This window comes from Acinetobacter sp. T63, assembly GCF_053852345.1.
Map to the genome: position 1 here is coordinate 2,729,126 of NZ_CM132659.1, position 26,048 is coordinate 2,755,173.

The following is a 26,048-nucleotide window of genomic DNA, read 5'->3' on the forward strand; positions in this document are numbered from 1 at the left end:
AACAAAAAGCCCTCAGTTAAGGGCTTTTTTAGGACTTACTTTTTCTGAAACAGATATATCTGGTATTGCGCATTCAGCGGGAACTGATCCTGCTGCTCCAGCGCCTGACGGCGTTCCGGTTTGGCCTTATAGGCATATGGCGTCATCGCAATCAGATGTTTTAAATCGCTCTGATTTAAGCACATTGCTGCATCAACAACATCTTCACTGACCAACTCAAACACATCTTTTAGCTGTTCCACAAACTTCTGTGGTTCATGCACTTTAACTTCTTCAAACAAGGCTTCGCGCATCGCAAACAGATGCTGCGGTCCCGGGGTTACCACCATCAGATAAGCTTCCGGTTTCAGCACCCGCAGAATTTCCGCTTTTGGAATCGGGCTAAATAGACTGGTACACAGATCAATTGATTTATCCAAAACCGGTAAAGTTGCACCGGTTCCAACCACCCAGGTCACGTCTTTATTCAGCTTGGCGGCCACTTGCACTGCATTTTTGGCAATATCGACGCCCACGCATTGCAGCACTTCAGCCTGCATGGCGTTGGTGTAATAGCCTTCCCCACAGCCAATATCAAGCAGGTTTTCAATACGCAGGCTGCGAATTTTCTCTACCACAGCCTGCTGCAGCGGCGCATAGTGTCCTGCACTTAAAAATGCCCGGCGCGCCTGTACAGACTCCGGGGTATCACCCGGATTTTTACTGTGCTTATGTTGCACTACATGCAAATTGACATAGCCCTGTTTGGCCACATCATAACTGTGCTTGTTGTCACAGCGCCATGTTCGGTCGGTCAGGCTTAAGGGCTGACGACAGACAGGACACATCAGCAGGTTCATGTTTTTCTCCCAAGCTTGCTGCCATAAAAAAAGCCGGCAAGCGCCGACTTTTCAGTTCAATTTGCTTAGCGCAATTTTAAGGTCATTAAGCCTAAAACCACCAGCATAATTGTAATAATCCAGAAACGAATCACCACCTGGGTTTCACGCCAGCCTTTCTTTTCATAGTGATGATGCAGCGGTGCCATTAAGAACACGCGTTTATTGCGCATCCGCAGTGAGCCAATTTGCAGGAAGACCGAAATCGCCTCAACCACAAACACGCCACCCATAATCGCAAAAACGATTTCCTGACGCACCATCACCGCAATTGTGCCGAGCATCGCGCCTAACGATAAAGCGCCGACATCACCCATAAAGACTTGCGCCGGATGCGCGTTGTACCAGAGGAAGGCCAGACCGGCACCAATCATGGCGGCACAGATCACCACCAGTTCAGAGGCGTATTTGACATAAGGAATATGCAGATAATCGGCAAAGCGCACATCACCGGCCAGATAGGCAAATACACCTAAACCGGCCGCAACCAGTACAATTGGCATGATCGCCAGACCATCCAGACCATCAGTCAGGTTCACCGCATTGGAAGCACCATTAATCACCAGATAGGTGAAAATAATAAAGCCAATACCCAGTGGAATCATGGATAACGGAATGCTGAAATCTTTAAAGAACGGAATTAAGACATCCAGCATATCGGCGGTTTGCGCCGGGTTCGGCTGCTGTGTGGCAATATAGTACAGCGCAATACCTGCGCCCAAAGAGGCCACCGAAGTCCAGAAGAACTTCTTGCGTGCCGGTAGTCCGGCATTGTCTTTATAGCGGATTTTAATCCAGTCATCGGCCCAGCCAACCGCACCGAAGATCACCATAACCGCCAGCACAATCCAGACATAGGGGTTGGAAAGATCGGCCCAGAGCAGGGTCGAAATCCCAATCGACAGTAAAATCAGCACACCGCCCATGGTCGGGGTACCCATTTTTTTCGCATGCCCTTCTGGCGCAAACGAGCTGACTGCCTGACCGTATTTTAATGCCTGTAACTTACGAATCATCACTGGTCCAAGCAAAAGACCAATCCCGAGCGCTGTCAGGACACTCAGCAATGAACGTAATGTTAAATAACGAACCACCTGAAACGAGCTGTGATAGCCCGCAAGCTGTTCAAACAACCATAACAGCATTTAAAGTTTCTCCATCAATGCAGTCATCAACGTTTCCATATGGGTATAACGAGAACCTTTGAACAGGAAACTCATGGACTGAGGTTGATGTGTTTCGACTAGACTAATTAAAAATGGCAAGGCCTGTTCCTGATTCAAAAAGGCCTGGAGTTTTTTGCCGTATTGGGTACTGCGTGCCCCTTCCTGGCTGGCCGGGGCAAATTCGCCCACCGCCACCACAAAGTTCAGGCCTTTGAGCGACACCAAATCTCGGCCGAGCTTATAATGCTCAATTGCCGCCGATGCACCCAGCTCGCCAATATCACCGATGACCATGACCCGAATCCCCTCCTGCTGCGCCAGCACTTCACCGGCCGCCCGCATTGAGGTCGGGTTGGCATTATAGGTATCATCAATCAACAGATGCGCACCGTGCTGAATAAAATTCAGACGACCCTTGGCACCTTGGGCCTGTTCCAGTCCGGCAACAATATCATCCAGACCAATGCCAATCGCCAGCGCAAATGCCGCTGCGGCTGTGGCATTCTGGATATTATGTTCACCAGCAAATGGTAAATCGACTGCACGCACGCCTTGCGGGGTATGCAACTGGAAACGGGCCGATTGGGGTTGGAGCTCGATATCGGTGGCAAACACATCACCGCCATTACCAAAGCTGAGGCACTGTTCAGTGCGAACCGCCTGACGGATCGAGTCAGCAAAATCATCTGCGGCCGGTACAATCGAACATCCATCTGCCACAATATGCGCATAAATTTCAGATTTGGCCCGGCAGATGCCGTCACGGCCACCGAACTCGCCCAGATGTGCAGTCCCGATATTAATGATCCCCGCTACCTGTGGCTGTACCAGCTGCGAAGTGTAATCAATTTCACCCTGATGGCTGGCCCCAAGCTCCATCACCGCATATTGATGTTCCGGACGCAGCTCCAGCAACATCATCGGTACGCCTAAATCATTATTCAGGTTACCGCGGGTAATTAAGGTCGGCGCCAGACGCGATAAAATACTGCCCAGCATTTCCTTGGTGGTGGTCTTACCGCTGCTACCGGTCAAGGCAATTACTTTCAGATCGGGATATTGAGCACGACGATAAGCACCCAAATGACCCAGTGCCAAGCGGGTATCCGGCACCACCAACTGAAAAATATCGGCATCGACCGGCTGGCTGACAAGCGCCACCTGACAGCCGCTGGCTGCCACCTGTGCCACAAAATCGTGGGCATCAAAACGCTCACCTTTCAGTGCTAGAAAAGCATCGCCGGCTTCGGCATGACGGGAGTCGGTTAAAATACGTTTAATTTCAGTGCTTGGCGTACGACCATTCAGCCAATAACCCTGGGTAGCCTGTTGTAACTGCGCTGCGCTCCACGGCGTTAGGACCGCAGTACTGGTGGTTGAAGTATGCATAAAAATTCCTGATTAGGCGGGATAGGCAGAGCTGGTAGCATGATGCTGGGCATCAATTGCAGCCTGAACTTCAACGACATCATCAAACCAGTGTCGCACCCCATCAATTTCCTGATAATTTTCGTGACCTTTACCGGCAATCACCACGATATCGCCCGGCTGGGCCTGCTTCACCGCAAACTTGATCGCTTCACGACGATCACGGATTTCATGATAGCTGTGGCCGCTAAAATCAATGCCCTGCTGCATGTCAGCAAAAATCTGGTCAGGCGATTCAGTCCGTGGATTGTCCGAAGTGAGCAAGGCGATATCGGCCTGCTCTAGCGCGGCTTGGGTCATTAACGGACGTTTGCCGCGGTCACGATCGCCGCCACAGCCAAAGACAGCCCAGAGCTGCTGTGATACATGCCGTTTCAGGGTAATTAACACCTGTTTCAAGGCATCTGGTGTATGCGCATAATCGACCACAAACAGACGTTCGCCATCACGAATCACCTGCATCCGTCCCGGTGCACCTTGCAGCTGTGGCGCGCTGGCAATTAAATCCGACAAGTCAAATCCGGCCTGCTCAACGGCAATCAGACTGGCCACCAGATTTTCCACATTAAAATGGCCCAGTAACGGACTGTGTACACGATAACGCTGCTGGGCGCTGATCAGTTCAAACTGCGCACCAGCCAGACTGTATTCGATATTCTGCACCTGATAATCCGCCGCTTGCGTGGTGGAATAAGTCAGGATTTTTGGTTGTGCCGGATTCTGACGCGCGGCGGCCAGCATAACTTCAGCAAAGGCATCATCCAGGTTAATGACCGCCACTTTTAAGCTGGCAAAACGGAACAGCGCGGCTTTGGCTTCAGCATAGGCCTCCAGCGTACCATGATAATCCAGATGGTCACGGCTTAAGTTGCTGTACACGGCAATTTCAATGCTACAGCCATTTAAACGACCCTGTTCCAGTCCGTGTGAACTGGCTTCAATTGCCGCAAATTCAGCGCCTTGCTGGGCATAGCTGTGCAGGGCCTGCTGGAGCTGTAAGGCATCTAGCGTGGTATGCGAAGAGGCTTCCAGATTCGGCAAAATGCCATTGCCGGTGGTGCCCATCACCGCACACGGTTTGCGCTGTAACATCAGCAGTTCTGCCATCAGACGGGAAATCGTGGTTTTGCCATTGGTACCGGTAACCGCCAGAATACGTGCAGCCTGCAGCGGCTGCGTGGCATGCAGATACTGTTTTTGCCACTGCCCCATTAAGTGACGTACCTCCGGTACGATCAGCTGATTCGGCAGACCCAAATCGGTTTCTGCAATAATGGCCAACGCGCCACGTGCCAACGCTGCTTCGGCAAACTGGACGGTTTTTTCAGGCTGCGAAAAACTGGTCAGGGCAATAAAAATTTGCCCTGCTGTAACTTTGCGGCTGTCCAGTTCGAAACCCTGAAAGGATTGTCGCATCCATTCAGCGCTATCTTGAACGGCGTAAAGATCTTCAAATGTTATCGACATTGATCACCTGTTTACTGGACTTTGGGAGATTCTAGAGGTTTGTCCAACGGGACATTGAGCAGGCGTAAAGATTCCTGCATCACACGGGCAAACACCGGTGCAGAGACTGTACCGCCGTAGTAGGTACCTTGCGGATTTTCAACCACGACAATCATCGCAATACGCGGATCGCTCACAGGTGCCACCCCGGCGAACAAGGCACGGTATTCACTTTGCGAATAACCTTTACGGTCGGCGCGCAGCTTATGCGCGGTACCGGTTTTACCGGCCACGCGATATCCCTGTACAGCAGCACGGGTCGCGGTTCCACCCGGCAAGGTGGCTGCTTCCATCATCAGCAGTACCTGATCGGCAATTTTTGGATCAATCATCTGTTCGCCTTGTGGCTGCTCTTCCAGCTTGAACAGGCTGAGCGGCATCTTGACGCCTTTATTGGCCAGCATGGCGTAGGCATCGGCTAGCTGCAGCACGGTTGCATTCAGGCCATAACCATAGGACATGGTTGCGACTTCAGAGACATTCCACTTACTCGGCGGCAGAATCAGACCGGCACTTTCACCCGGGAATTTCACAGCCGAACGCTGGCCAAAGCCCAAGCGTTTATAGAAGGTGGGCAAGGTTGGATAGGGCAAAGACAGGGCAATTTTCGCCACGCCGACGTTAGACGATTTCTGGATAATGCCAGCCAGGGTCAAATTGCCATAATTGCGGGTATCACGGATGGTATGGTTACCAACACGCATCGAACCACCCCCTAAATTGACCACAGTATTGGCCGAATATTTACCACTTTCCAGCGCCATGGCCACGGTAAATGGCTTCATGGTCGAGCCCGGCTCAAAGGAATCGACTGCCCCGCGGTTACGCATGGCATCTTTGTTCTCCAGGCCCTTTTTGTCATTCGGGTTATACGATGGCCAGCTGGTCATGGCTAGAATTTCACCGGTTTTCACATCGACTGCAATGGCTGTGGCAGAACGGGCATTATTGGCCACGCCGGCAGCGGTCAGTTCACGATACATGATGTATTGCAGGCGCGAGTCGATACTTAAAGTGATATTTTCACCGTGCTCGACTTCTTTAATCACTTCCGGATCTTTAACCCGGTTACCACGTTTATCACGGATAATTTGCTGTTCGCCATCGACCCCAGCCAGACGGCTGTTCAGCTGCATTTCCAGACCTTCAATCCCGGTGCCTTCACTATTGGTCAGGCCAATAATCTGGGCATTCGGCTGTGGCTGCGGATAATAACGCTTATAGTTTTTCTCGGTATAGACACCCTGGAAGTTGCGCTTCAGGATCAGCTCCGCCTGCTGTGGCGGTACTTCTTTTTGCAGCACCAGATAACGCGAACGCGGACGCTCATGCATTTTCTGATGCAATTCCTGACGGTCCATGCCCACCGCATCGGCCAGTTCATCCAGATTCAGGTTTTTATTGGGCAGTTGACGCTTGAGTTTGCGGTTATTCGGGTCTTTGGCCAGCTCGGCCATGGTGTCGTCATACAGCTCTTTGGCCTCAAAATAATCACGCGGATCAATCACCACTTTCATGATGGGGGTACTAATCGCCAAAGGCACGCCATGCCGGTCGTAAATCACGCCGCGCATGGCTTTGAGTTTTTCAGTTCTTAGAATATTGGCATTGGCCTTATTCTGCAGAAAATCATGATTGATAATCTGCACATAAAAGGCCCGGCAGACCAGCGCCACAAAGACCAGCAGCACCGTTCCCCACATCAGGTAGAAGCGCCACATATCGACATTTAAACTGCTTTTTTGGGTAACAGACTGCTGTTTTTTACCTGTTTGCTTCTTACGCGAATTTACCATGTACAGCCAGCCCTATTGTTTCTGTTCTGAAGTCGTCGGTAATGAAATCACCACAGTTTGTGCGGTGGGTGGTGAATACATGCGTAACTGGGTTACGGCACGTGTCCCGATCTGGGCGGTGGCACCAAAGGTCTGCTGTTCAATCAGCAGACGGCCCCACTCGGCATTGAGATCATCGCGCTCACGCATAAAAGAACTGAGCTGACGATAATCATGTCGATATTCAAACACCTGAAAGACCACCATGAGCGCACTGATAAACACCAGGGCCAACAAAATCAAATAGACGACCATTTTTTTCAGTCGTGACTGTTCTGTATTGTTTTCAACTGCTTTGGTTTTCATTCTTCGCCTGTTCAAGCTAACTTTTCAGCCACACGCAGCCACGCACTGCGTGAACGCGGATTGGCTTTGACTTCCTCTTCACTCGCACGGATACGAGCAATCTTTTTTAAACGGCGGGTATCTTGTTGTACTTGCGGCAGCCCCCAACCGGTATCTTCTGCCAAGCTTGATTCTTTTTGAATAAACTGTTTAATCAAACGGTCCTCTAAAGAGTGGAAGCTAATGACCGCCAGACGGCCTTCAGGCTTCAGCACTTCCACGGCCTGAGGCAAGAAAATATCAATATCTTCTAATTCTTTATTAATAGCAATACGAATGGCCTGAAATGTTCGCGTTGCCGGATGTTTATGCTTTTCCCATTTTGGATGGGCAGTTTTTACAATTTCGGCCAGCTGGCCGGTGGTTTCAATCAAACCGGCGTTTTTAATGGCTTTAGCTATACGGCGGCTATAACGTTCTTCGCCATATTTAAAAATAATATTGGCCAGTGCTTCTTCTTCAATCTGCAGCAGCCACTCTGCCGCGGTTTCACCTTGCGAGTTGTCCATACGCATATCCAGCGGGCCATCCTGCATAAAGCTAAAACCACGTTCAGCCTGATCCAGCTGCGGAGACGATACGCCCAGGTCGGCCATCACCCCATCAACCTGTTCAATACCACGTGCGGCCAGTTCCTGCTTTAAATCGGCAAAGCTGGCATGAATAATTTTAAACCGCGGATCTTGCTGTTCCAGTTCTGCTGCAACCGCTAAGGCCTGTGGGTCTTTATCAAAGGCATATACACGCGCATGTTTATCTAATTTGGACAGCAATAAACGGGTATGCCCGCCGCGGCCAAAGGTGCCATCGACATAAATTCCTGTATTGCGTTCTGCCAGCAAGGCATCAACAGTTTCGTGGAGTAATACAGAAATATGCGACATAAGGATTCAATCAATACAGCCAAAATTTAACTGCACATTATTACCTTGTTTTGACAAAGCTCCAAACGACTTTTTGTACAGAAATATTACTTTTCATAGAGAAAACCGTTTTGTGATTTTGCCAAATATTCAAAAAGCCTCACAAGGAGGCTGTTTGAATTTATTTTTAACCAGTATGCAGACAATTAACGTTTGCTGCTATAAATCTGGTCGAAGATGGCGCCGTTCGCAAAGTGGGTTTGCTGCGCTTTGGCCCAGCCACCAAATACTTCATCAATGGTGAAGGTTTTCAGTTTCGGGAACTGATGCGCATACTTGGCCAGTACCTTTTCATTGCGTGGACGATAGAAATGTTTGGCTGCCATTTCCTGTCCCAGCGGTGAGTATAAATAGTTGATATAACCGGTTGCCAGCCACTTGTTGCCATTGCGCTCTACGGTACGGTCAACAATTGCCACTGAAGGCTCGGTTAAAATCGACATCGATGGATAAACAATATCAAACTTGTCTTTACCCAGTGTTTTCAGGGTCACCAGCGCTTCGTTTTCCCAGGTCAGCAGTACATCGCCAATGCCGCGTTCTGCGAAAGTGGTCATTGAGGCACGTGCTGCAGAGTCCATCACTTTAACGTTGTGATACATCTTGCTGACAAAATCTTTGGCTTTGGCTTCATTGCCACCCGGCTGTTTCAATGCATAGCCCCATGCAGACAGGTATACCCAACGTGGCAGACCACCGGTTTTCGGGTTTGGGGTAATAATCTGTACGCCCGGTTTGGTTAAATCGGTCCAGTCTTTGATGTGCTTTGGATTGCCCTTACGCACCATAAATACGATGGTTGAGGTATATGGTGCCGAGTTATGCGGGAACTCTTTTTGCCAGCCCGGCTGGATTTGACCCGATCTGACGATTTCTTCAATATCGTTGGCCAGTGCCAAAGTCACCACATCACCTTTCAGGCCATCGACCACTGAACGCGCCTGTTTGCCTGAACCGCCATGAGACTGCTTGAAATTCACGCTTAAACCGGTGCGCTTTTTCCAGTAATCACCAAACGAGGCATTAAATTCATCATAGAATTCGCGTGTCGCATCATAAGACACGTTTAAAAATTGACGATCTGCTGCCTGGGCAGAATTGACTGTTGCCGCAAGGCCGGTTGCCAGCAAAGCCGCTGAAAATAAAGCTTTAATTTGAGATTTCATGACAGCACAAATAGGTTATCTACATTAATGCTAACTATATGAAATAAAATCATAAATCGCAATTCAGAAAAATTTTTACTTTCGTTTTAAGAGGGGCAATTTTTTCTTTTAATCATTTGTTTTTCTTTTAAAAAGCAGCATAACCGATGGGCCAAAATCAGGTTATAGCTTTTTATGGAATAGATATTCAAAAATATGAATAAACCCGGCTTTCAAACGCTTAACGAGATGTCCTGATTTAAAGCAAGATTAAGATGAGATAGCCCGCGCTTGATCCATTCACCTAAATACCCAGTTACATATCAATAAAATACGAAACTTGCATAATTATATATAAAAAAATATGATATAAGATAAGTTTTGTTGCTGATCTTCACTTTCTCTTCACAGTTATTTGCTAAAACATGTACTCAACAGCGAAATGTGAATAGAAGTAACCAGCAGCCTGACATTTTTTATATTTTTGTAAAAAGTGTGATGCAGTTCTTACTTTTTACATTTTATCTGTGGTTATATAGTAGCCACAACGTAAAAAAATTAAATCCAAAACCAGTTTGGGGGAGTATCAGGATGAAACAGTCAGTCTATGTACTGTGTTTAAGTTTAGGATTGGGCCTGATGGCGCAAACCAGCCATACGGCAGTGGTTAAAAATACCCATACTGCGGTGAAAATGACGCCAGCAAAACCTTCCCTCATTGAAAAAGCCCTGTTGCAGCAAAAAGAACAGTTAGGCACCACCAAAACAGACAAGCTGCAAGCCGATAATGACCTGAAAATGATGACGTCAATTAAAGCAGCGCCAACCCAGAATTTCTTTGCTTCACAAAACCAGCGTTTTAGCCGTTTTGTACAATCCTTCTTCAGCTCGAACCAGTCTTAATTGACCGGATTGAACTGAACCTGCGCGCGACTGACTCCCCCTCAAGCCGCGTGCTGTTGCAGCCTGATCATCGAATGCAGAATAAAGCATTAAGTGATCAGGCTTTTTCGTTATAATAGATTCCAATTTACATTCTGACTCATTACTGATTATGACTGTTCGTACCCGTATTGCTCCTTCTCCTACCGGTTTTCCGCATGTAGGCACTGCATATATTGCCTTGTTTAACCTGTGCTTTGCCAAACAGCATGGCGGCGAATTTATTTTGCGTATTGAAGATACCGACCAGCTGCGCTCGACCCCTGAATCTGAACAAATGATTCTTGATTCTTTGCGCTGGTTAGGCCTGAACTGGTCAGAAGGTCCAGATGTGAGTGGCCCACATGCGCCATACCGTCAATCGGAGCGTATGGACATCTATAAACAGTATGCCCTGGAACTGGTTGAAAAAGGTCATGCCTTCTACTGCTTCGCAACTGCAGAAGAACTGGACCAGATGCGTGCTGAGCAGCAAGCACGTGGCGAATCTCCACGTTATGACGGTCGCGGTTTACAGCTTTCTGCCGAAGAAGTTCAGCGTCGTCTGGCGGCAGGCGAACCGCACGTAATCCGCATGAAAATTCCAACCGAAGGCATCTGCAAATTTAACGACATGCTGCGCGGTGAAGTGGAAATTCCTTGGGCGCAAGTCGACATGCAGATTCTGCTAAAAACCGATGGCCTGCCAACCTATCATTTAGCCAACGTGGTCGATGACCATTTAATGCAAATCACCCATGTCATTCGTGGTGAAGAATGGATCCCATCAGCACCGAAACATCAGTTGCTGTATCAATACTTTGGCTGGGATATGCCAGTACTGTGCCACATGCCGCTGCTGCGTAACCCGGACAAATCCAAACTGTCAAAACGCAAGAACCCGACTTCAATCAACTACTATAAAGACATCGGTGTACTGCCAGAAGCCTTGCTGAACTATTTGGGCCGCATGGGCTGGTCAATGCCAGACGAGCGTGAAAAATTCACCCTGGCGGAAATGATTGAACACTTTGACATCAACCGTGTGTCTTTGGGCGGTCCAATCTTTGATGTGGAAAAACTGAACTGGCTCAACGGTCAGTGGATTAAAGCCCTTTCTCCGGCTGAACTGCTTGATACCTTGTTAGCCTGGAAAGCTGATCGTGCCAAACTGGAAGAAATTGCTGCCGCGATTCAGCCACGTATCAACTTATTATCTGAAGCCGTGAACTGGTCTGCGCACTACTTCAACCATTTCCCGACACTTTCAAAAGAACAGTTTGAAAATAAAAAACTGTCTGAAGAACAGGTTCGTCAAAGCTTGCAGTTTGCCATCTGGCGTCTGGAAAGTCTGTTCACCTGGAACAATGACACCGTGAGCCAGACCTTAATGGACCTGGCCGCACAAATGGAAATTAAACTGCGCGACTTTATGCCGGCATTCTTTATTGCCATTGCCGGTTCAACTGCATCTACGCCAGTGATGCAGACCATGGTCACTATTGGCCCGGATTTAACTTTTGCCCGCCTGCGCCATGCGCTGGAAATTGTGGGTGGACCAAGCAAAAAAGAGCTAAAAGCTTGGGAAAAACTCAATGAAAGCTTAAAATTGCCGAAAAATGATGCAGTTGATGCAAGTTAATGCAGTTTTTTGTTGACGTGTGAGCATTATCTTCATAATATAGCGCTCACACAGACTGGGGCCATAGCTCAGTTGGTAGAGCGCTACAATGGCATTGTAGAGGTCAGCGGTTCGATCCCGCTTGGCTCCACCATGGTTTCATAATTGTGTTGCCTCAATAAGTCCCTATCGTCTAGAGGCCTAGGACATCGCCCTTTCACGGCGGTAACCGGGGTTCGAATCCCCGTAGGGACGCCATATTTAAGCTCACTTTTAAAGTGATCTGATAAAAAACCCAAGCATTATGACTTGGGTTTTTTATTGCCTGTTGTTTTATTTTGCTGTGCTTTTTTGCTTTCTGATGTATTCCGATTAAAATAAACCACAGATTAGAATTTTGGAGTTGTAATGCAATACCGTTGCCCGAAGTGTCAAAGCCCGAAAATCATGCCTGTTGCGCAAGCAGGCCAAGCAGCTCCACGTCCGGTGGTGCCAAAAAGCCTGGTATTTCTGATTCCAGCCATTTTTATTTTATTGCTGCTGGTGCTGATTAGTATTGCCATGTGGATTTTTGGTGATGGTGCGGGCACTACCCTGCAAACAGCAACCGTAATTGTCTTTGTGATCTGTTTAATTGCCGGCTTCATGTTCTATCGTGATTTGCCAGATTTTAAAATTTCAATGCAGGCTTTTATGCAAAACCAGAAGAAATGGAAATGCCGCGAATGCAACCATGAGTGGGAAATCTGATTTTTCTCATTGATTCAAACAAAGCTGCATCTGGCGTTGATCAGGATAGCTCCCAACGCCAGCCCATGATTATAAAAAGGTAAAAAATCATCTCCTTCAATGAAGTGCTAAAAGTATTGCACACTTCCTGCGATCGCTACACGCCTTCCTTCTATATCTATATAGCGCGACCAGGATAATACCCATCTCTTTATAGCTCTCTATTCAAACTACATCAAAAAACCAGCCCGAAGGCTGGTTTTTTATTTAGATGGGATTAACCACCAATTTTGCGATATTTCTGACGCTTGGTAATCAGGTCATCACCATCACGTTTACGACGGTATTCTTCGAATTCAGCATAGTTACCAGTGAAGAATTCAGGAGTTTCACCTTCGAATGACAGGATGTGCGTTGCAATACGGTCGAGGAACCAACGGTCATGCGAGATCACCATCACGGTACCCGGGAAGACCAGAATTGCATCTTCAAGCGCACGTAAAGTTTCGATGTCCAGGTCGTTTGACGGTTCATCGAGCAGGATGACGTTAGCGCCCATTTGCAGGATTTTTGCCAGTTGTAAACGGTTACGCTCACCACCTGACAATTGACCAACACGTTTTTGCTGATCTTGGCCTTTAAAGTTAAAGCGACCAATATAAGCACGTGACGCAATTTCGTATTCACCAATACGTAAGATGTCTAAACCGCCAGACACTTCTTCCCACACGGTTTTGTTGTCATCTAGCGTGTCACGAATCTGACCCACGTAAGCGACTTTAACCGATTCACCCAGTGTTACCGTACCGGTATCTGGCTGCTCTTCACCAGTCATCATACGAAACAGTGTGGTTTTACCTGCACCGTTCTCACCCACAATACCGACAATTGCTGCAGGTGGTACAGTGAAGGTTAAATCTTTATACAGGGTACGATCACCAAATGACTTGCTGATGCCTTCAACCTCAACCACCTTGTTACCCAAACGTGGACCAGGTGGAATGTAGATTTCAGAAGTTTCGTTACGCTGCTGGAATTCGCGTGAGTTCAGCTCTTCAAAACGCTCCATACGCGCTTTGTTTTTCTTTTGCTGACCTTTGGCATTTGAACGAACCCATTCAAGTTCTTTTTTCAATGCCTTCGCAAAAGATTCTTCCTGCTTCTGCTCTTGCTCTAAACGCGCGTTCTTTTGCTCTAACCAAGACGAATAGTTGCCTTGATATGGAATACCATGTCCGCGGTCAAGCTCCAGAATCCACTCGGCAACGTTATCAAGGAAGTAACGGTCGTGCGTAATCGCCACGATGGTGCCCGGGAAGTCTTTCAGGAAACGTTCTAACCAGGCTACAGATGAAGCATCTAAATGGTTCGTCGGTTCGTCCAGCAGCAGCATGTCTGGTTTAGACAATAGCAAACGGCACAGTGCCACACGACGGCGCTCACCACCTGAAAGCTTAGTCACATCTGCATCCCATGCTGGCAGGTTTAATGCCGCTGCGGCTTGCTCCAGCTGGTTATTCAGGTTGTGCGCATCCCAAGTCTGAATAATGGCTTCCAGCTTTTCCTGCTCTTTTGCAAGCGCATCAAAGTCTGCATCTTCAGCTGCATATTCAGCGAATACTTCGTCCAGACGCGCCAATGCATCAAGCGCTTCACGTACGCCATCTTCCACGTTACCACGAACGTCTTTGGTTGGATCGAGCGGTGGTTCTTGCTCAAGGTAGCCGATTTTAATTCCTGGCTGTGCACGTGCTTCACCAGAGAAATCTTTATCTACGCCCGCCATAATACGAAGCAAGGTCGATTTACCTGCACCGTTTAGACCAAGCACACCAATTTTTGCGCCTGGGAAAAATGATAAAGAGATGTCTTTTAAGATTTCGCGCTTCGGCGGAACCATCTTCGACACTCGGTTCATCGTATAAATATATTGGGCCACGTAGGACTCCTCAATAGAAAAACCAATTTCGGGGGCAAAACCGCCACCCCTACTCAAATGAGCGAAAAAATAATCGGCTATTATACCTGAAAGCCAGAAAAAGATAAGGGATCGGCCTCATCTTCCACGCTTTGTTACAACTCTTTAAAGTGCCCAAAATTCAGGCATACATTGCAGCCTTATCCGCCGTTGAAATTTTAAAATGAGGGCGTATTTATGAAATTTAAAGATAATTATTGCAGATATTTCCCTCTTTATTTCATAAATAGACCTGCTACACTTGATCAAAATATAACTCACGCAAGATGAACGAAAAATGACGTATAAAGCTGAAACTTTGGCCATTCATGCTGGCTACACCCCTGAACCGACCACCAAAGCTGTGGCAGTACCCATTTACCAGACCACCTCTTATGCCTTTGACAATACCCAGCACGGTGCCGATCTGTTCGATTTAAAAGTACAAGGCAATATTTATACCCGTATCATGAACCCGACTACGGCAGTGCTGGAACAACGCGTGGCAGCGCTCGAAGGCGGGATTGGTGCGCTGGCACTCGCATCGGGGATGGCGGCAATTACCTATACCATTCAGACTCTGGCCGAAGCCGGCGATAATATTGCATCGGTTTCAACCCTGTATGGCGGTACCTACAACCTGTTCGCACATACGTTGCCCAAACAGGGCGTCGAAGTCCGTTTCTTTGATTATCAGAACCCGGAAGCCTTACGCGAACTAATTGATGACAAAACCAAACTGGTTTTTGTGGAATCCATTGGTAATCCGCTCGGCAATATTATTGATTTAGAAGCCATCTCCCAAATTGCGCATGAATATGGCATTCCGGTGGTGGTGGATAACACGGTGGCCACACCGGTGCTGCAAAAATCCTTTGATTTTGGTGCCGATATTGTGGTGCATTCGCTGACCAAATATATTGGCGGTCATGGCACTTCGATTGGTGGAATTATTGTCGATAGCGGTAAATTCCCGTGGGGCAAATATCCTGAACGTTTTAAATCTCTAAATACCCCTGACCCAAGCTATCACGGGGTGAATTATGTCGAAGCCTTGGGCGAAGCGGCCTTTATTGCCCGCGCCCGCGTGGTGCCGCTACGCAATACTGGTGCAGCGATTAGCCCACATAATGTTTTCCTGATTCTACAAGGACTGGAAACCTTAAGCCTGCGCATGGAACGTCATACCGAAAATGCCCAAAAAGTGGCGGAATATTTGCAGCAGCACCCTAAAGTGAAATGGGTCAATTACGCCGGCTTAAAAGATCATCCACAACATGCGCTGGCGCAAAAATATGTTAAAGGCAAACCGTCTGCGATTCTATCCTTTGGTGTGCAAGATGGCCGTGAAGGCGGCACCCGCTTTATTGATGCGCTGCAACTGTTTACCCGTTTAGTCAATATTGGCGATGCCAAGAGTCTGGCCTGCCACCCGGCTACAACAACGCATCGACAATTAAATGATGAAGAGCTGAAAGCGGCGGGGGTAAGTGAAGATATGGTGCGCCTGTCGATTGGCATTGAACATATTGATGATTTGATTGCTGATCTGGAGCAGGCACTGGCTAGCGTCTAATTATTGCAATTTCACGACAAACGGTCTGCTTTTGCGCTGCAATGGCAGACTTTTTGCTTTTTAAACATAGAAACAAGGACTTGCTTTGTCGAAAAATTTTAAGCAGAATTTACCAATCCACCAAAACACCCCATTAGAGCAATTACTCTAAAATAACTTTCAATTTCAAGCACTTATTTTATAGCTTTTTTTTAAACTTCGGTTATTATAATGCCCATCATAACAGCCCGAACCAATGAGATTGGGCGCAAAAATTCAAATAACAAAGACCATTGAGTCTGATCTTTTAATCAAGCAGGGATACGAGTGTGAAGGCAAAACTAGAGAAACTTTTCAAGAAAAAAGTAAATGGAAAAACCGTACTGATTACCGGTGCATCCAGTGGTATCGGACTGAACACCGCTTATCGTCTGGCAGAGGCGGGAGCGCATGTGCTGCTGGTGGCACGTACCCAGGAAACCCTGGAGCAGGTCAAAGCAGAGATTGAAGCCAAAGGCGGCAAAGCATCTATTTTCCCATGTGACTTAAACGATTGGGAAGCCATTGACCAGACTTCAAAAGATATTTTAGCGTCTGTCGATCATATTGATATTTTGGTTAACAATGCCGGACGTTCAATCCGTCGTGCCGTGCATGAATCTTTAGACCGTTTCCACGATTTTGAACGCACCATGCAGCTGAATTATTTTGGTGCCGTGCGTCTGGTGATGAATATCCTGCCACAAATGATGGTACGTCGTAGCGGCCAGATTATTAACATCAGCTCGATTGGCGTATTGGCCAACGCGACCCGTTTCTCGGCTTATGTTGCCTCTAAAGCCGCATTGGATGCTTTTAGCCGCTGTCTATCGGCCGAAGTACATTCACACAATATTGCAATTACCTCCATTTATATGCCGCTGGTGCGCACTCCAATGATCGCACCGACCAAGATGTATAAATATGTTCCTACCCTTTCACCGGAACAGGCGGCCGATTTAATCTGCTATGCCATTGTGAAACGTCCGAAGAAAATTGCCACACATTTAGGCCGTTTGGCTTCAATTACTTATGCGATTGCACCGGATATTAACAACAAGCTGATGTCGATTGGTTATAACCTGTTCCCAAGTTCATCGGCTTCGGTGGGTCAGCCACAAAAGCTGAACTGGGTACAAAAAGCGTATGCCCGTTTGTTCCCGGGTGAACACTGGTAAAATAATCCTTTTTAAAGACCTGTCTAATGACAGGTCTTTTTATGTTATAAAACCCCTCATTTTGAACAGTTAAAGTAAGACTATGCGGACCTTTTCCCTTATTCTGCAATATGGGTGTTTTGCCTTTGCCCTGTTTCTGGGCTATCAGGTGGCGATGGCGCTATATCATCAGGATTATGAGCTGATGGAATTGATTGCCGATGTGGGCACGATTCTGATCTGTATTGATTTAGGTGTGTTTTTATTTTCCAGTAAAGCTGCCAATAAGCTGAGTTTGCAGGAATATGCCAAACAGCTGGAACAGCCGCCTACGCCACTGGTGAGTTTTACCCGCAAGCTGGGGCATTTGGGTATTATGCTGATTTTATGTAGCTGGATTGTGCCGATGGTCAATTAAATAGGGCAATAAAAAAACCTCCCAATTGGGTAATGCCAGTCAGTTAAGAGATTGACTGGCTTTTTCTTGGGTATTTTTGAGGTTTTCCTTTTACAACCCTTGGATAACTCCTCACTCTTCTCTCAGGTATAACATACCGATTAGATTTCTCCATTAAACTTTCCAGATGTTTGGGTAAATTACCTGCAGAAGCCAAAGAGTCGAATCTGAGTAAATTAAGAAGGGCAATAGATGCAATATGAAAACTGATCCTCAACGGGCTTACTTTGGCACGTTGAGCCATATATTTCATTTGTCTTCTTAGAACATTATAAGCAATCAAGACACCCCATAATTCTTGATAAATTAAGTCTGGCTGTTTGCTCCTTAAGTGCTTACCTTCCTGTAAATTGCTTTTAATTTCTCGGTAACACATTTCAATTTCCCAACGCTGAGCATATAACTTTGCCAAGGCTATAAGTGGGTATATCTTTGAATCTAATAATGAAGTGATATAACGGCGGATTTTTCCTGCCTGCTCAACTTCAATTAAACGTGCTTCCCAGTAATCTCCTAATGCTGGATTAAGTTTTTTGGCTCTTGCTGATATTGGCATCCTGATATGAAAATCATGTGGGGAATTCCGTTTAATTATGTCATAACGTAAATTATCTTTAGCTCGCATAAGCCAATGGCTTGATTCTCCACGTGTTTGCCAGCCTATTAAAAAATCAGCAGAGAAATAAGCTCGATCAAACAAAGTAATACTTTGTGCTGGAGGAGATAATTGATTTGCTAATGTGAGTTCACCTTGATCCATACTGCCTATTTGGGCATCTATGATTTCATGAGTATTGGTATTCACTAGACACGTGGCTCTAACTTGTGGGTAAGGTGCTACAGCAGTTTTACCTTTAGATGAGCCAAAATGATTAAAATTCTCCTTGGTCAGTGGCATAGACCAAACCACCCCGTCAACAGCACATACACTAAGACCTTGAAAGGTTGAATATTGTTGTTGTGATTCATCAAACCATGCTTGGCTGATTAAGGAGAATAAGGCAGCTAAGGGTTCTCGACCTAAACGTTGTCGAGCTTGGACAGCTGCACTAGGAACACAATAATCTGTTGTACCAAACACGAGTTTTAATTGTTCTACCACATAGCTGATGGGTTGATTGCGAAACAAGGCAAGCCCAAGAACAAGCCAAACCACGTGCTCAGCAGGTAATTTTCTCCTTCTGATCGATGCCTTACCTGTTTGATGCAGAGATGTTTCAATCCAATTTAAGTCAATAAGTTCACAAAAATGGCTAAGTGATGGGAGAGCATGTTCAAGAGTGGATTCTAAATGTTCAGATAAAGACATAAAAAAATGAGCGTATTTACATACACTCATTTTTACTACATTTTACTAAAATTTGCTTAACTGACTGGCATTATCCCAATTGGGAGGTTTTTTTAAGAGCTAAAGATTACTTCGAACCTTTAATCCCGGCTTGCAATAACAATGCACCTAAACCACCAATCTTATTGTCTTGTGGTTTTGCCGCTTGCGGCTTTTTGCCCTGAGGACGATCACCCTGCGGACGCGCCTGTTGCGGACGTTTACCCTGCGGCTTACGTTCAGTACGCTGTTCATTTTGGTCACGGCGTGGCTGACGTGGCGCTTTCGCTGCAGCAGCACCTTCCGGACGCATCGACAGGTTCACACGGTTACGCTCAACATCTACCGTTAAAACACGCACCTGAACAATTTGACCCGGTTTCACCACTTTATGCGGATCAGACACGAATTCATTGGCCAGTTCAGAAATATGGACTAAACCGTCCTGATGCACACCGACATCCACAAAGGCACCGAAGTTGGTGACATTGGTGACCACACCTTCTAGCTGCATGCCTTCAGACAATTGCGATACTTCGGTAATATCATCACGGAATTTGGCAGTACGGAATTCCGGACGCGGGTCACGGCCCGGCTTTTCAAGTTCGCTCAGCACGTCCTGAATGGTTGGCAAACCAAACTGGTCATCTACAAATTCTTCTGCATTGACCTGACGGATAATTTCAGTATTGCCAATAATATCTTTGACTGTAGTCGCTTTGGCTTCCACAATTTTAGACACCAGCGCATACGATTCCGGGTGCACCGCAGAGGCATCAAGTGGCTCAGAACCATTTTGAATACGCAAGAAGCCAGCCGCCTGCTCAAAAGTACGCTCACCTAAACGTGGCACTTTTTTCAGAGCCTGACGATTGTCAAAACGGCCATTTTCCTTACGGAAGTCCACGATTTGCTGAGCAATAGATTTGTTCAGACCGGCGATATAACCCAGAATTGCTGCAGATGCCGTATTCACATCCACACCTACCGAGTTCACACAGTCTTCCACCACTGCTTCCAGGGTTTTGGCCAAACCGGTCTGGTTCACATCGTGCTGGTACTGACCCACACCAATTGATTTCGGATCAATTTTCACCAGCTCTGCCAATGGATCTTGTAAACGACGGGCAATGGATACTGCACCACGAATCGACACATCCAGTTCTGGAAGTTCTTGTGAAGCCAGTTCAGAAGCTGAATAAACCGAAGCACCTGCTTCAGACACCGAAACACGGGTCAGTTTCAGGTCAGAATTCGCGGCCATCATTTCAGCCACTAGCGCTTCAGTTTCACGGCTTGCGGTACCGTTACCAATCGCGATTAAATCGACGTTAAATTCACGGCAAAGACGCGCCAGTTCCGTTAATGAACCTGCCTTATCATCTTTTGGTGCAAATGGATAAATAGTGCTGTGCGCCAATACATCGCCTGATTCATTCACTACCGCCAGTTTCACACCGGTACGGATGCCCGGGTCAACGCCCAGCGTCGTACGTGCGCCAGCAGGTGCAGACAGCAGCAGATGACGGAGATTTTCAGCAAACACCTGCATTGCTTCTGCTTCAGCCGCCAGACGTTTTTCAGTCAGTAAGGAATGCTCAATGGTCGGGCGAACTTTACCCAGCCAGAACAGTTTTGCGGTCTGCTTTAAATAGTCCTGACGCGCTTGTGGCTGCACGGCATCTAAATTGTATTCGGTTTCAATACGTGCCAGTGGTGCTTCATCTTCACCATCAACTTTTAAGCCCAGCACGTTTTCCTGACGGCCGCGCAGCATGGCCAGCAAACGGTGTGATGGCACTTTGTTTAGGCTTTCAGAGAAATCGAAGTAATCACGGAATTTTTTACCGACTTCTTTTTTCTCATCACTGGCCACCAGACTTTTCAGCACAGCGGTTTTGGCAAAGGTTGCTTTCAGTTCAGTGGTGAGTGCAATATTTTGCGCCCAGTCATCAATTAAAATATGCTGAATCGCATCGAGCTGGCTTTCCAGGTCTGGATAATCTTCATGGCTAAAGCCGGCAAGCGCTTCTACTGGATCAATCGCTTCTGCAAAGATTTTCTCTGCGATTGGACCCAAGCCGGCTTCTTTGGCTTTAAAAGATTTGCTGGTACGTTTTGGACGGTACGGCGCGTAAATTTCTTCTAAGGCATTTTTAGTTTCAGCCGCATTCACACGTGCCAATAAATCATCAGATAATTTATTTTGTTCTTTTAGTGATTCAATCACTTTTTCACGGCGTTCAAACAAATCACGCAAATACGCTAAACGTGTATCGAGCTGGCGAAGTTGCGTATCGTCTAAGCCCTGCGTTACTTCTTTACGGTAACGTGCAATAAAAGGAACACTGGCACCTTCATCAATGAGTTTGATGGCAGCTTCTACCTGATTTGGACGTACGGCAAGTTCTTTTGCCAACTGCTGAACTAAGTCAGTCATCGTGTTTGATCCCACAAGGATAAGTACTAAATGGCATGATTATAAAGACCAGGCCCATAAAATCCACAATTGTTTTATGAAATTTACAGATGGCGATTCTTGCCAATTCGCAGATATTTCACATTTTTGCGGTAAATTCATCATTTCAGGGCCTTTTCTTCCCCAAATTGTGGGATTTATCTTCTATCATAGATGTATATATTTGGTATCTATGTCTTGATTTTAACTGCAATATTTGTTGCTTTAGAGCATAGTCAAGGCATACAGATGAATCGTATACTCAAAGTCAGTGAAAGCTTTGCATACGACCACAATAAAGAATAAAGGAGCACATCATGAGTTTAGTTGTACCTGCTGAAAATACAGATGCCGTACATACCGAAACTGACCGCGTTGAACGCATTCTCGTTGTCGATGATGATGTGCGTTTGCGTACGCTGTTACAGCGTTTTCTGGAAGATAAAGGTTTCGTGGTCAAAACTGCCCATGATGCTACGCAAATGGATCGCCTGTTACAACGCGAGCTGTTTTCCCTGATCGTGCTCGATTTCATGCTGCCGGTTGAAGATGGCCTGAGCATTTGCCGCCGTTTACGCCAGTCCAGTATTGATACGCCAATTATCATGCTGACCGCACGCGGCAGCGACTCAGACCGTATTGCCGGCCTTGAAGCAGGTGCCGATGACTATCTGCCAAAACCGTTTAACCCGAACGAACTGTTAGCGCGTATTCGTGCCGTATTACGCCGTCAGGTACGTGAAGTCCCAGGCGCACCAAGCCAGCAGATGGAAGTGGTCAGCTTTGGACCGTGGGCGCTAGATCTTTCGACCCGTACCCTGACCCGTGAAGGTCAAGTCGTGACTTTAACTACAGGCGAGTTCGCAGTGTTAAAAGCGCTGGTACAACATCCTCGTGAACCGCTGACCCGCGACAAGCTGATGAATCTGGCGCGTGGCCGTGAATGGGGCGCAATGGAACGTTCGATTGATGTGCAAGTGTCTCGCTTACGCCGCCTGATTGAAGAAAACCCGGCACGTGCGCGTTATATTCAAACGGTGTGGGGTGTGGGTTATGTCTTTGTTCCAGATGGTGCGGAATAAAGCTCACTCATCGAATCTATGACGGAGTCTTACGGTCTATTCCCCACTGATGGGATACAACCTGCGGTTCGCCTTACTTTTGTTTCGGCAAAAGTAAGCAAAACCATTGTCATCCGCAAAACTCGGCAAATTCCGTCATTTCAACCAATATTTCGCAGAAACATAAGTAATTTACTTGAGTCCTGCCTCAAACAGTTGCGGATGACCTAACGCGTATCCAATTTTGGGGGAGAACTTTCCCTTTTTAAAAAGGACTCATTGTGAAACTCGACCCCATCGATCCACAAGACTTTACCGACTTTGAAACCTATTCAGAACGCAAACGCACACCGTGGGAACGCTTTCTGGATAAAATCAAACCGCGCTCGGCTGCCATGCGGACCACCGTGCTGGTGCTGTTTGTGGTGATTTTCAGTCTGTTTATGTCACTATGGTTCTTTTGGCGTACCCTGTATCTGCCGGAAATCCAGCAACATGCCCGTTATCTGGCAGTTGAACTGGAAATTCTAAACAATCCGGAATTACGGATTTTCCATAATGATGCCGAAGTCGATGTGGATGCCTGGCTAAAAAACCGGGTCGGGATTGAATACATTACCGATCCCAAGGAATATCCGAATGTCCGTGACAAGGTTATTGCCGAATTCTTTACCCGACAAATCGAGAAAAAACTGGCCAATGAACTCAAAGCCGATGATGTAACCGTGTATTTCCAGTTCAAGCCCAGCCCACGCATCTGGATTCAAACGCCGGAAATGAACGGCCACTGGGTTCGTGAACCATTAAAAACCTATGCCAACTACAGCCCGGAACTGGTGTTTGGCTGGCTGCTCGGCATTCCACTGCTGTCTGCGATTATTATTCTGACCTTGGTGCGTCAGCTGAACCGGCCATTACGCCGTTTGCAGGAAGCGGCCAACACCTATAGTCAAACCGGCAAAGCGCCTTATTTAGAAACCAACCACGGCCCACTGGAAATCCGTCAGGTGAATCAGGCTTTTAACCAGATGATTTTTACCCTGGAACAGACCGAGCGTGACCGCCGGATTATGCTGGCCGGAATTTCGCATGACCTGCGCACGCCTCTGACCCGGATTCGCCTGAGTGCAGAAATGATGCCGGATGAAGACTTTTTAAAAGAAGGCCTGATTTACGATGTCGAAGATATGGACGCCATTTTGGACCAGTTCATTTCCTATATGCGTGATGGCTCGGATGAAGAACTGCAAGATACCGATTTAAATGCCTTGTTACAGGAACTGGTGATCCAGTTTAAACCGCTGGACATTCGCTTTAGCCCGGAAGAATTACCGATTTTGCAGGCACGCAGCCTGTCGCTGAAACGCTTGATTGGCAACCTGATTAACAATGCCAAGCGTTATGGCACTGAACCGATTGAGCTGTCTGCCAAGGTGCAGGAACAGTTTATCTGCATTAGTGTGGCCGATCATGGTGAAGGCATTCCTGAAGATCAGATTGAATCTTTAATGCAGCCTTTTGTGCGTGGGAATGCCGCACGTACCGTCCAAGGTAGCGGTTTAGGTCTGGCCATTGTGAAACGGATTGTCGATATTCACCAAGGCGAGCTGATTATTCGCAATCGCGAGCACGGTGGACTGGAAGTCATCATCTCTTTACCGCTGCCCGAACAGCCAGATGATGAAAAAAACAACAGCAGCACCCTAGAAAAAATTAAGCAAAGTATTACAGAACATTTCTAAATCATGATTAAACATTGATCAATTAGTTCTTGGTGAAGATTTGGCTTTTAATTTTTATTATTGAATTTTCAACAAGATAAAAAGCATCAAATATATTTATACCTGCATTTTTTGAAAAAATTAGACCTTAGCCTAACAGGTATGCAAAATGGCTTTTTTGATGGGTACAATCGCCATCAGTTCTGATTTTTCAAACGAGAGTAAACCATGTCCCTAGATCGCATCCGTTTAGCTTCCCTACATGACAAGGTTATGAGTGCGGAGCAAGCTGCTCAATTCATCCAAGACGGTATGACTGTTGGTATGAGTGGCTTTACACGTGCCGGTGAAGCGAAAGCTGTTCCTTTGGCTTTAGTGAAACAAGCACAAGCGAATCCTCTAAAAATTACATTAATTACTGGTGCGAGCTTAGGGAACGATCTCGACAAACAACTGACTGAAGCCGGTGTACTGGCACGTCGTCTGCCTTTCCAAGTGGATAACACTTTACGTAAAGCCATCAACAAAGGCGAAGTCATGTTCATCGATCAGCACTTGTCTGAAACAGTTGAGCAAATGCGTAACCAGCAGCTGAAAAAGCCAGATGTAGCGGTAATTGAAGCCGTTGCAATTACTGAAGATGGCGGCATCGTGCCAACCACTTCTGTAGGTAACTCTGCAAGCTTTGCAATTTTTGCTGAAAAAGTCATTGTTGAAATTAACACCAACTTAAGCCCGGCATTTGAAGGCTTACACGACATTTATATCCCGACCTATCGTCCAACCCGTCAACCAATTCCATTGACCAAAGTTGACGAGCGTATCGGTACTCAAGCAATTAACATCGATCCTGCAAAAATCGTTGGTATCGTATTTAACAGCGAATTACATGACTCTCCATCAACTGTCACTGCACCAGATGACGAGACTCAATCAATTGCCAACCACTTGATCGCATTCTTTGAAAAAGAAGTAGCTGAAGACCGTTTACCGAAAAACCTCGGTCCTTTACAAGCAGGTATTGGTTCAATCGCTAACGCAGTATTGACCGGCTTGAAAGAATCAAACTTCGAAGACCTGATCATGTACTCAGAAGTACTGCAAGACTGTACTTTCGAACTGATTGATGCCGGTAAAATGAAGTTCGCTTCAGGTTCATCTATTACCCTGTCTGCGAAATACGGCGAGAAAGTATTTAACAACCTAGAACAGTACAAAGATAAACTGGTTCTGCGTCCACAGGAAATTTCAAACCACCCTGAACTGGTACGTCGTTTAGGTATTATCGGCATCAACACTGCGCTTGAATTCGATATCTACGGTAACGTGAACTCCACTCACGTATGCGGCACCAAAATGATGAACGGTATTGGTGGTTCAGGTGACTTCGCGCGTAACGCACACCTGGCCATCTTCGTGACCAAGTCTATTGCCAAAGGTGGCGACATTTCATCTGTTGTTCCATTTGCATCACACATTGACCATGCAGAACACGACGTTGACATTCTGGTGACTGAACAGGGTCTTGCCGATCTTCGTGGTCTGGCACCGCGTGAGCGCGCTCGTGCGATTATCGACAACTGTGCACACCCAATGTACCGTGATGCATTAAACGACTACTTCGACCGCGCATGTGCAAAAGGCGGCCACACTCCTCACCTGTTACGTGAAGCGTTGGCTTGGCACAGCAACTTCGAAGAAAATGGTCACATGCTGGCCCAAGAAGCAGCGGTAAAAACGGCTTAATCTCGGCCTGAATCAGATCTAAAAAAACGCTCCTCTGGAGCGTTTTTTTATGGCTGGACAGTTTCCCCTGTCA

General features: G+C 46.8%; 20 protein-coding genes and 2 tRNA genes. 11 read left to right on the top strand and 11 right to left on the bottom strand.

Annotated features, from left to right (window positions below; translation table 11 throughout):
• Nucleotides 1-35: 35 nt before the first annotated feature.
• The 8 genes from ACVLR6_RS13145 to ACVLR6_RS13180 form a co-directional block, all read right to left on the bottom strand.
• Nucleotides 36-839 (bottom strand): putative RNA methyltransferase, encoded by an 804-nt coding sequence (locus tag ACVLR6_RS13145; protein ID WP_016658442.1) that lies wholly within the window; start codon nt 837-839, stop codon nt 36-38.
• 65 nt (nt 840-904) lie between these two features.
• On the bottom strand, nt 905-2,023 hold the full coding sequence (gene mraY, locus ACVLR6_RS13150; RefSeq protein WP_005180530.1) for a phospho-N-acetylmuramoyl-pentapeptide-transferase: 1,119 nt from the start codon (nt 2,021-2,023) through the stop codon (nt 905-907).
• Complete coding sequence (locus tag ACVLR6_RS13155) at nt 2,024-3,433, bottom strand: UDP-N-acetylmuramoyl-tripeptide--D-alanyl-D-alanine ligase (RefSeq protein WP_455995407.1); 1,410 nt, start codon at nt 3,431-3,433, stop codon at nt 2,024-2,026.
• Between the two features lie 12 nt (nt 3,434-3,445).
• Nucleotides 3,446-4,939, bottom strand: a complete 1,494-nt coding sequence (locus tag ACVLR6_RS13160) for a UDP-N-acetylmuramoyl-L-alanyl-D-glutamate--2,6-diaminopimelate ligase (protein ID WP_455995409.1) — start codon at nt 4,937-4,939, stop codon at nt 3,446-3,448.
• A gap of 11 nt (nt 4,940-4,950) precedes the next feature.
• Nucleotides 4,951-6,774: a penicillin-binding protein PBP3 gene (gene ftsI, locus ACVLR6_RS13165; RefSeq protein ID WP_168370776.1), complete on the bottom strand. Its 1,824-nt coding sequence runs from the start codon at nt 6,772-6,774 to the stop codon at nt 4,951-4,953.
• Between the two features lie 12 nt (nt 6,775-6,786).
• Nucleotides 6,787-7,119, bottom strand: coding sequence for a cell division protein FtsL (gene ftsL, locus ACVLR6_RS13170; protein ID WP_005180539.1), 333 nt, complete (start codon nt 7,117-7,119; stop codon nt 6,787-6,789).
• An 11-nt stretch (nt 7,120-7,130) separates the two neighbouring features.
• Nucleotides 7,131-8,042: a 16S rRNA (cytosine(1402)-N(4))-methyltransferase RsmH gene (gene rsmH, locus ACVLR6_RS13175; RefSeq protein ID WP_455995411.1), complete on the bottom strand. Its 912-nt coding sequence runs from the start codon at nt 8,040-8,042 to the stop codon at nt 7,131-7,133.
• A gap of 185 nt (nt 8,043-8,227) precedes the next feature.
• Complete coding sequence (locus ACVLR6_RS13180; RefSeq protein WP_005180543.1) at nt 8,228-9,247, bottom strand: sulfate ABC transporter substrate-binding protein; 1,020 nt, start codon at nt 9,245-9,247, stop codon at nt 8,228-8,230.
• A gap of 570 nt (nt 9,248-9,817) precedes the next feature.
• On the opposite strand from ACVLR6_RS13180, the gene ACVLR6_RS13185 reads away from it, so the two are divergent.
• From ACVLR6_RS13185 to ACVLR6_RS13205, 5 genes are all read left to right on the top strand, one after another.
• Nucleotides 9,818-10,129 (top strand): hypothetical protein, encoded by a 312-nt coding sequence (locus ACVLR6_RS13185; protein ID WP_005180544.1) that lies wholly within the window; start codon nt 9,818-9,820, stop codon nt 10,127-10,129.
• Nucleotides 10,130-10,280: 151 nt separating this feature from the next.
• Nucleotides 10,281-11,789 (top strand): glutamate--tRNA ligase, encoded by a 1,509-nt coding sequence (gene gltX / locus ACVLR6_RS13190; protein ID WP_455995413.1) that lies wholly within the window; start codon nt 10,281-10,283, stop codon nt 11,787-11,789.
• 57 nt (nt 11,790-11,846) lie between these two features.
• Nucleotides 11,847-11,922: transfer RNA gene (locus tag ACVLR6_RS13195), tRNA-Ala, on the top strand.
• A gap of 28 nt (nt 11,923-11,950) precedes the next feature.
• Nucleotides 11,951-12,026 (top strand) — tRNA-Glu (locus ACVLR6_RS13200).
• Nucleotides 12,027-12,176: 150 nt separating this feature from the next.
• Entirely contained in the window at nt 12,177-12,518 is a 342-nt protein-coding gene (locus tag ACVLR6_RS13205; protein WP_005180548.1) for a hypothetical protein, read from the top strand.
• 256 nt (nt 12,519-12,774) lie between these two features.
• Here ACVLR6_RS13205 and ettA read toward each other — a convergent pair whose 3' ends face one another.
• Nucleotides 12,775-14,436: an energy-dependent translational throttle protein EttA gene (gene ettA, locus ACVLR6_RS13210; RefSeq protein ID WP_005180550.1), complete on the bottom strand. Its 1,662-nt coding sequence runs from the start codon at nt 14,434-14,436 to the stop codon at nt 12,775-12,777.
• Nucleotides 14,437-14,752: 316 nt separating this feature from the next.
• Between ettA and ACVLR6_RS13215 the strand changes: the two genes are divergently transcribed.
• From ACVLR6_RS13215 to ACVLR6_RS13225, 3 genes are all read left to right on the top strand, one after another.
• A complete protein-coding gene (locus ACVLR6_RS13215) occupies nt 14,753-16,030 on the top strand; it encodes an O-acetylhomoserine aminocarboxypropyltransferase/cysteine synthase family protein (protein WP_005180552.1) in 1,278 nt (425 codons plus the stop codon).
• Nucleotides 16,031-16,338: 308 nt separating this feature from the next.
• The gene (locus tag ACVLR6_RS13220; RefSeq protein WP_160240891.1) at nt 16,339-17,226 is read left to right on the top strand and encodes an SDR family NAD(P)-dependent oxidoreductase; all 888 of its coding nucleotides are present in this window, start codon (nt 16,339-16,341) and stop codon (nt 17,224-17,226) included.
• Nucleotides 17,227-17,308: 82 nt separating this feature from the next.
• Nucleotides 17,309-17,623 carry a hypothetical protein gene (locus ACVLR6_RS13225; protein WP_005180556.1) on the top strand — a complete coding sequence of 105 codons (315 nt, stop codon included), beginning with the start codon at nt 17,309-17,311 and terminating at the stop codon, nt 17,621-17,623.
• Nucleotides 17,624-17,666: 43 nt separating this feature from the next.
• On the opposite strand, the gene ACVLR6_RS13230 is transcribed toward ACVLR6_RS13225, so the two are convergent.
• Nucleotides 17,667-18,971 (bottom strand): IS4 family transposase, encoded by a 1,305-nt coding sequence (locus tag ACVLR6_RS13230; RefSeq protein WP_455995082.1) that lies wholly within the window; start codon nt 18,969-18,971, stop codon nt 17,667-17,669.
• A 106-nt stretch (nt 18,972-19,077) separates the two neighbouring features.
• Nucleotides 19,078-21,429, bottom strand: coding sequence for a Tex family protein (locus tag ACVLR6_RS13235; protein ID WP_005180559.1), 2,352 nt, complete (start codon nt 21,427-21,429; stop codon nt 19,078-19,080).
• A 335-nt stretch (nt 21,430-21,764) separates the two neighbouring features.
• Between ACVLR6_RS13235 and ompR the strand changes: the two genes are divergently transcribed.
• From ompR to ACVLR6_RS13250, 3 genes are all read left to right on the top strand, one after another.
• Nucleotides 21,765-22,529: an osmolarity response regulator transcription factor OmpR gene (gene ompR / locus ACVLR6_RS13240; protein WP_005180561.1), complete on the top strand. Its 765-nt coding sequence runs from the start codon at nt 21,765-21,767 to the stop codon at nt 22,527-22,529.
• A gap of 260 nt (nt 22,530-22,789) precedes the next feature.
• Nucleotides 22,790-24,250, top strand: coding sequence for an ATP-binding protein (locus ACVLR6_RS13245; RefSeq protein ID WP_005180564.1), 1,461 nt, complete (start codon nt 22,790-22,792; stop codon nt 24,248-24,250).
• Between the two features lie 207 nt (nt 24,251-24,457).
• Nucleotides 24,458-25,975, top strand: a complete 1,518-nt coding sequence (locus ACVLR6_RS13250; RefSeq protein WP_005180567.1) for an acetyl-CoA hydrolase/transferase family protein — start codon at nt 24,458-24,460, stop codon at nt 25,973-25,975.
• Nucleotides 25,976-26,048 lie beyond the last annotated feature (73 nt).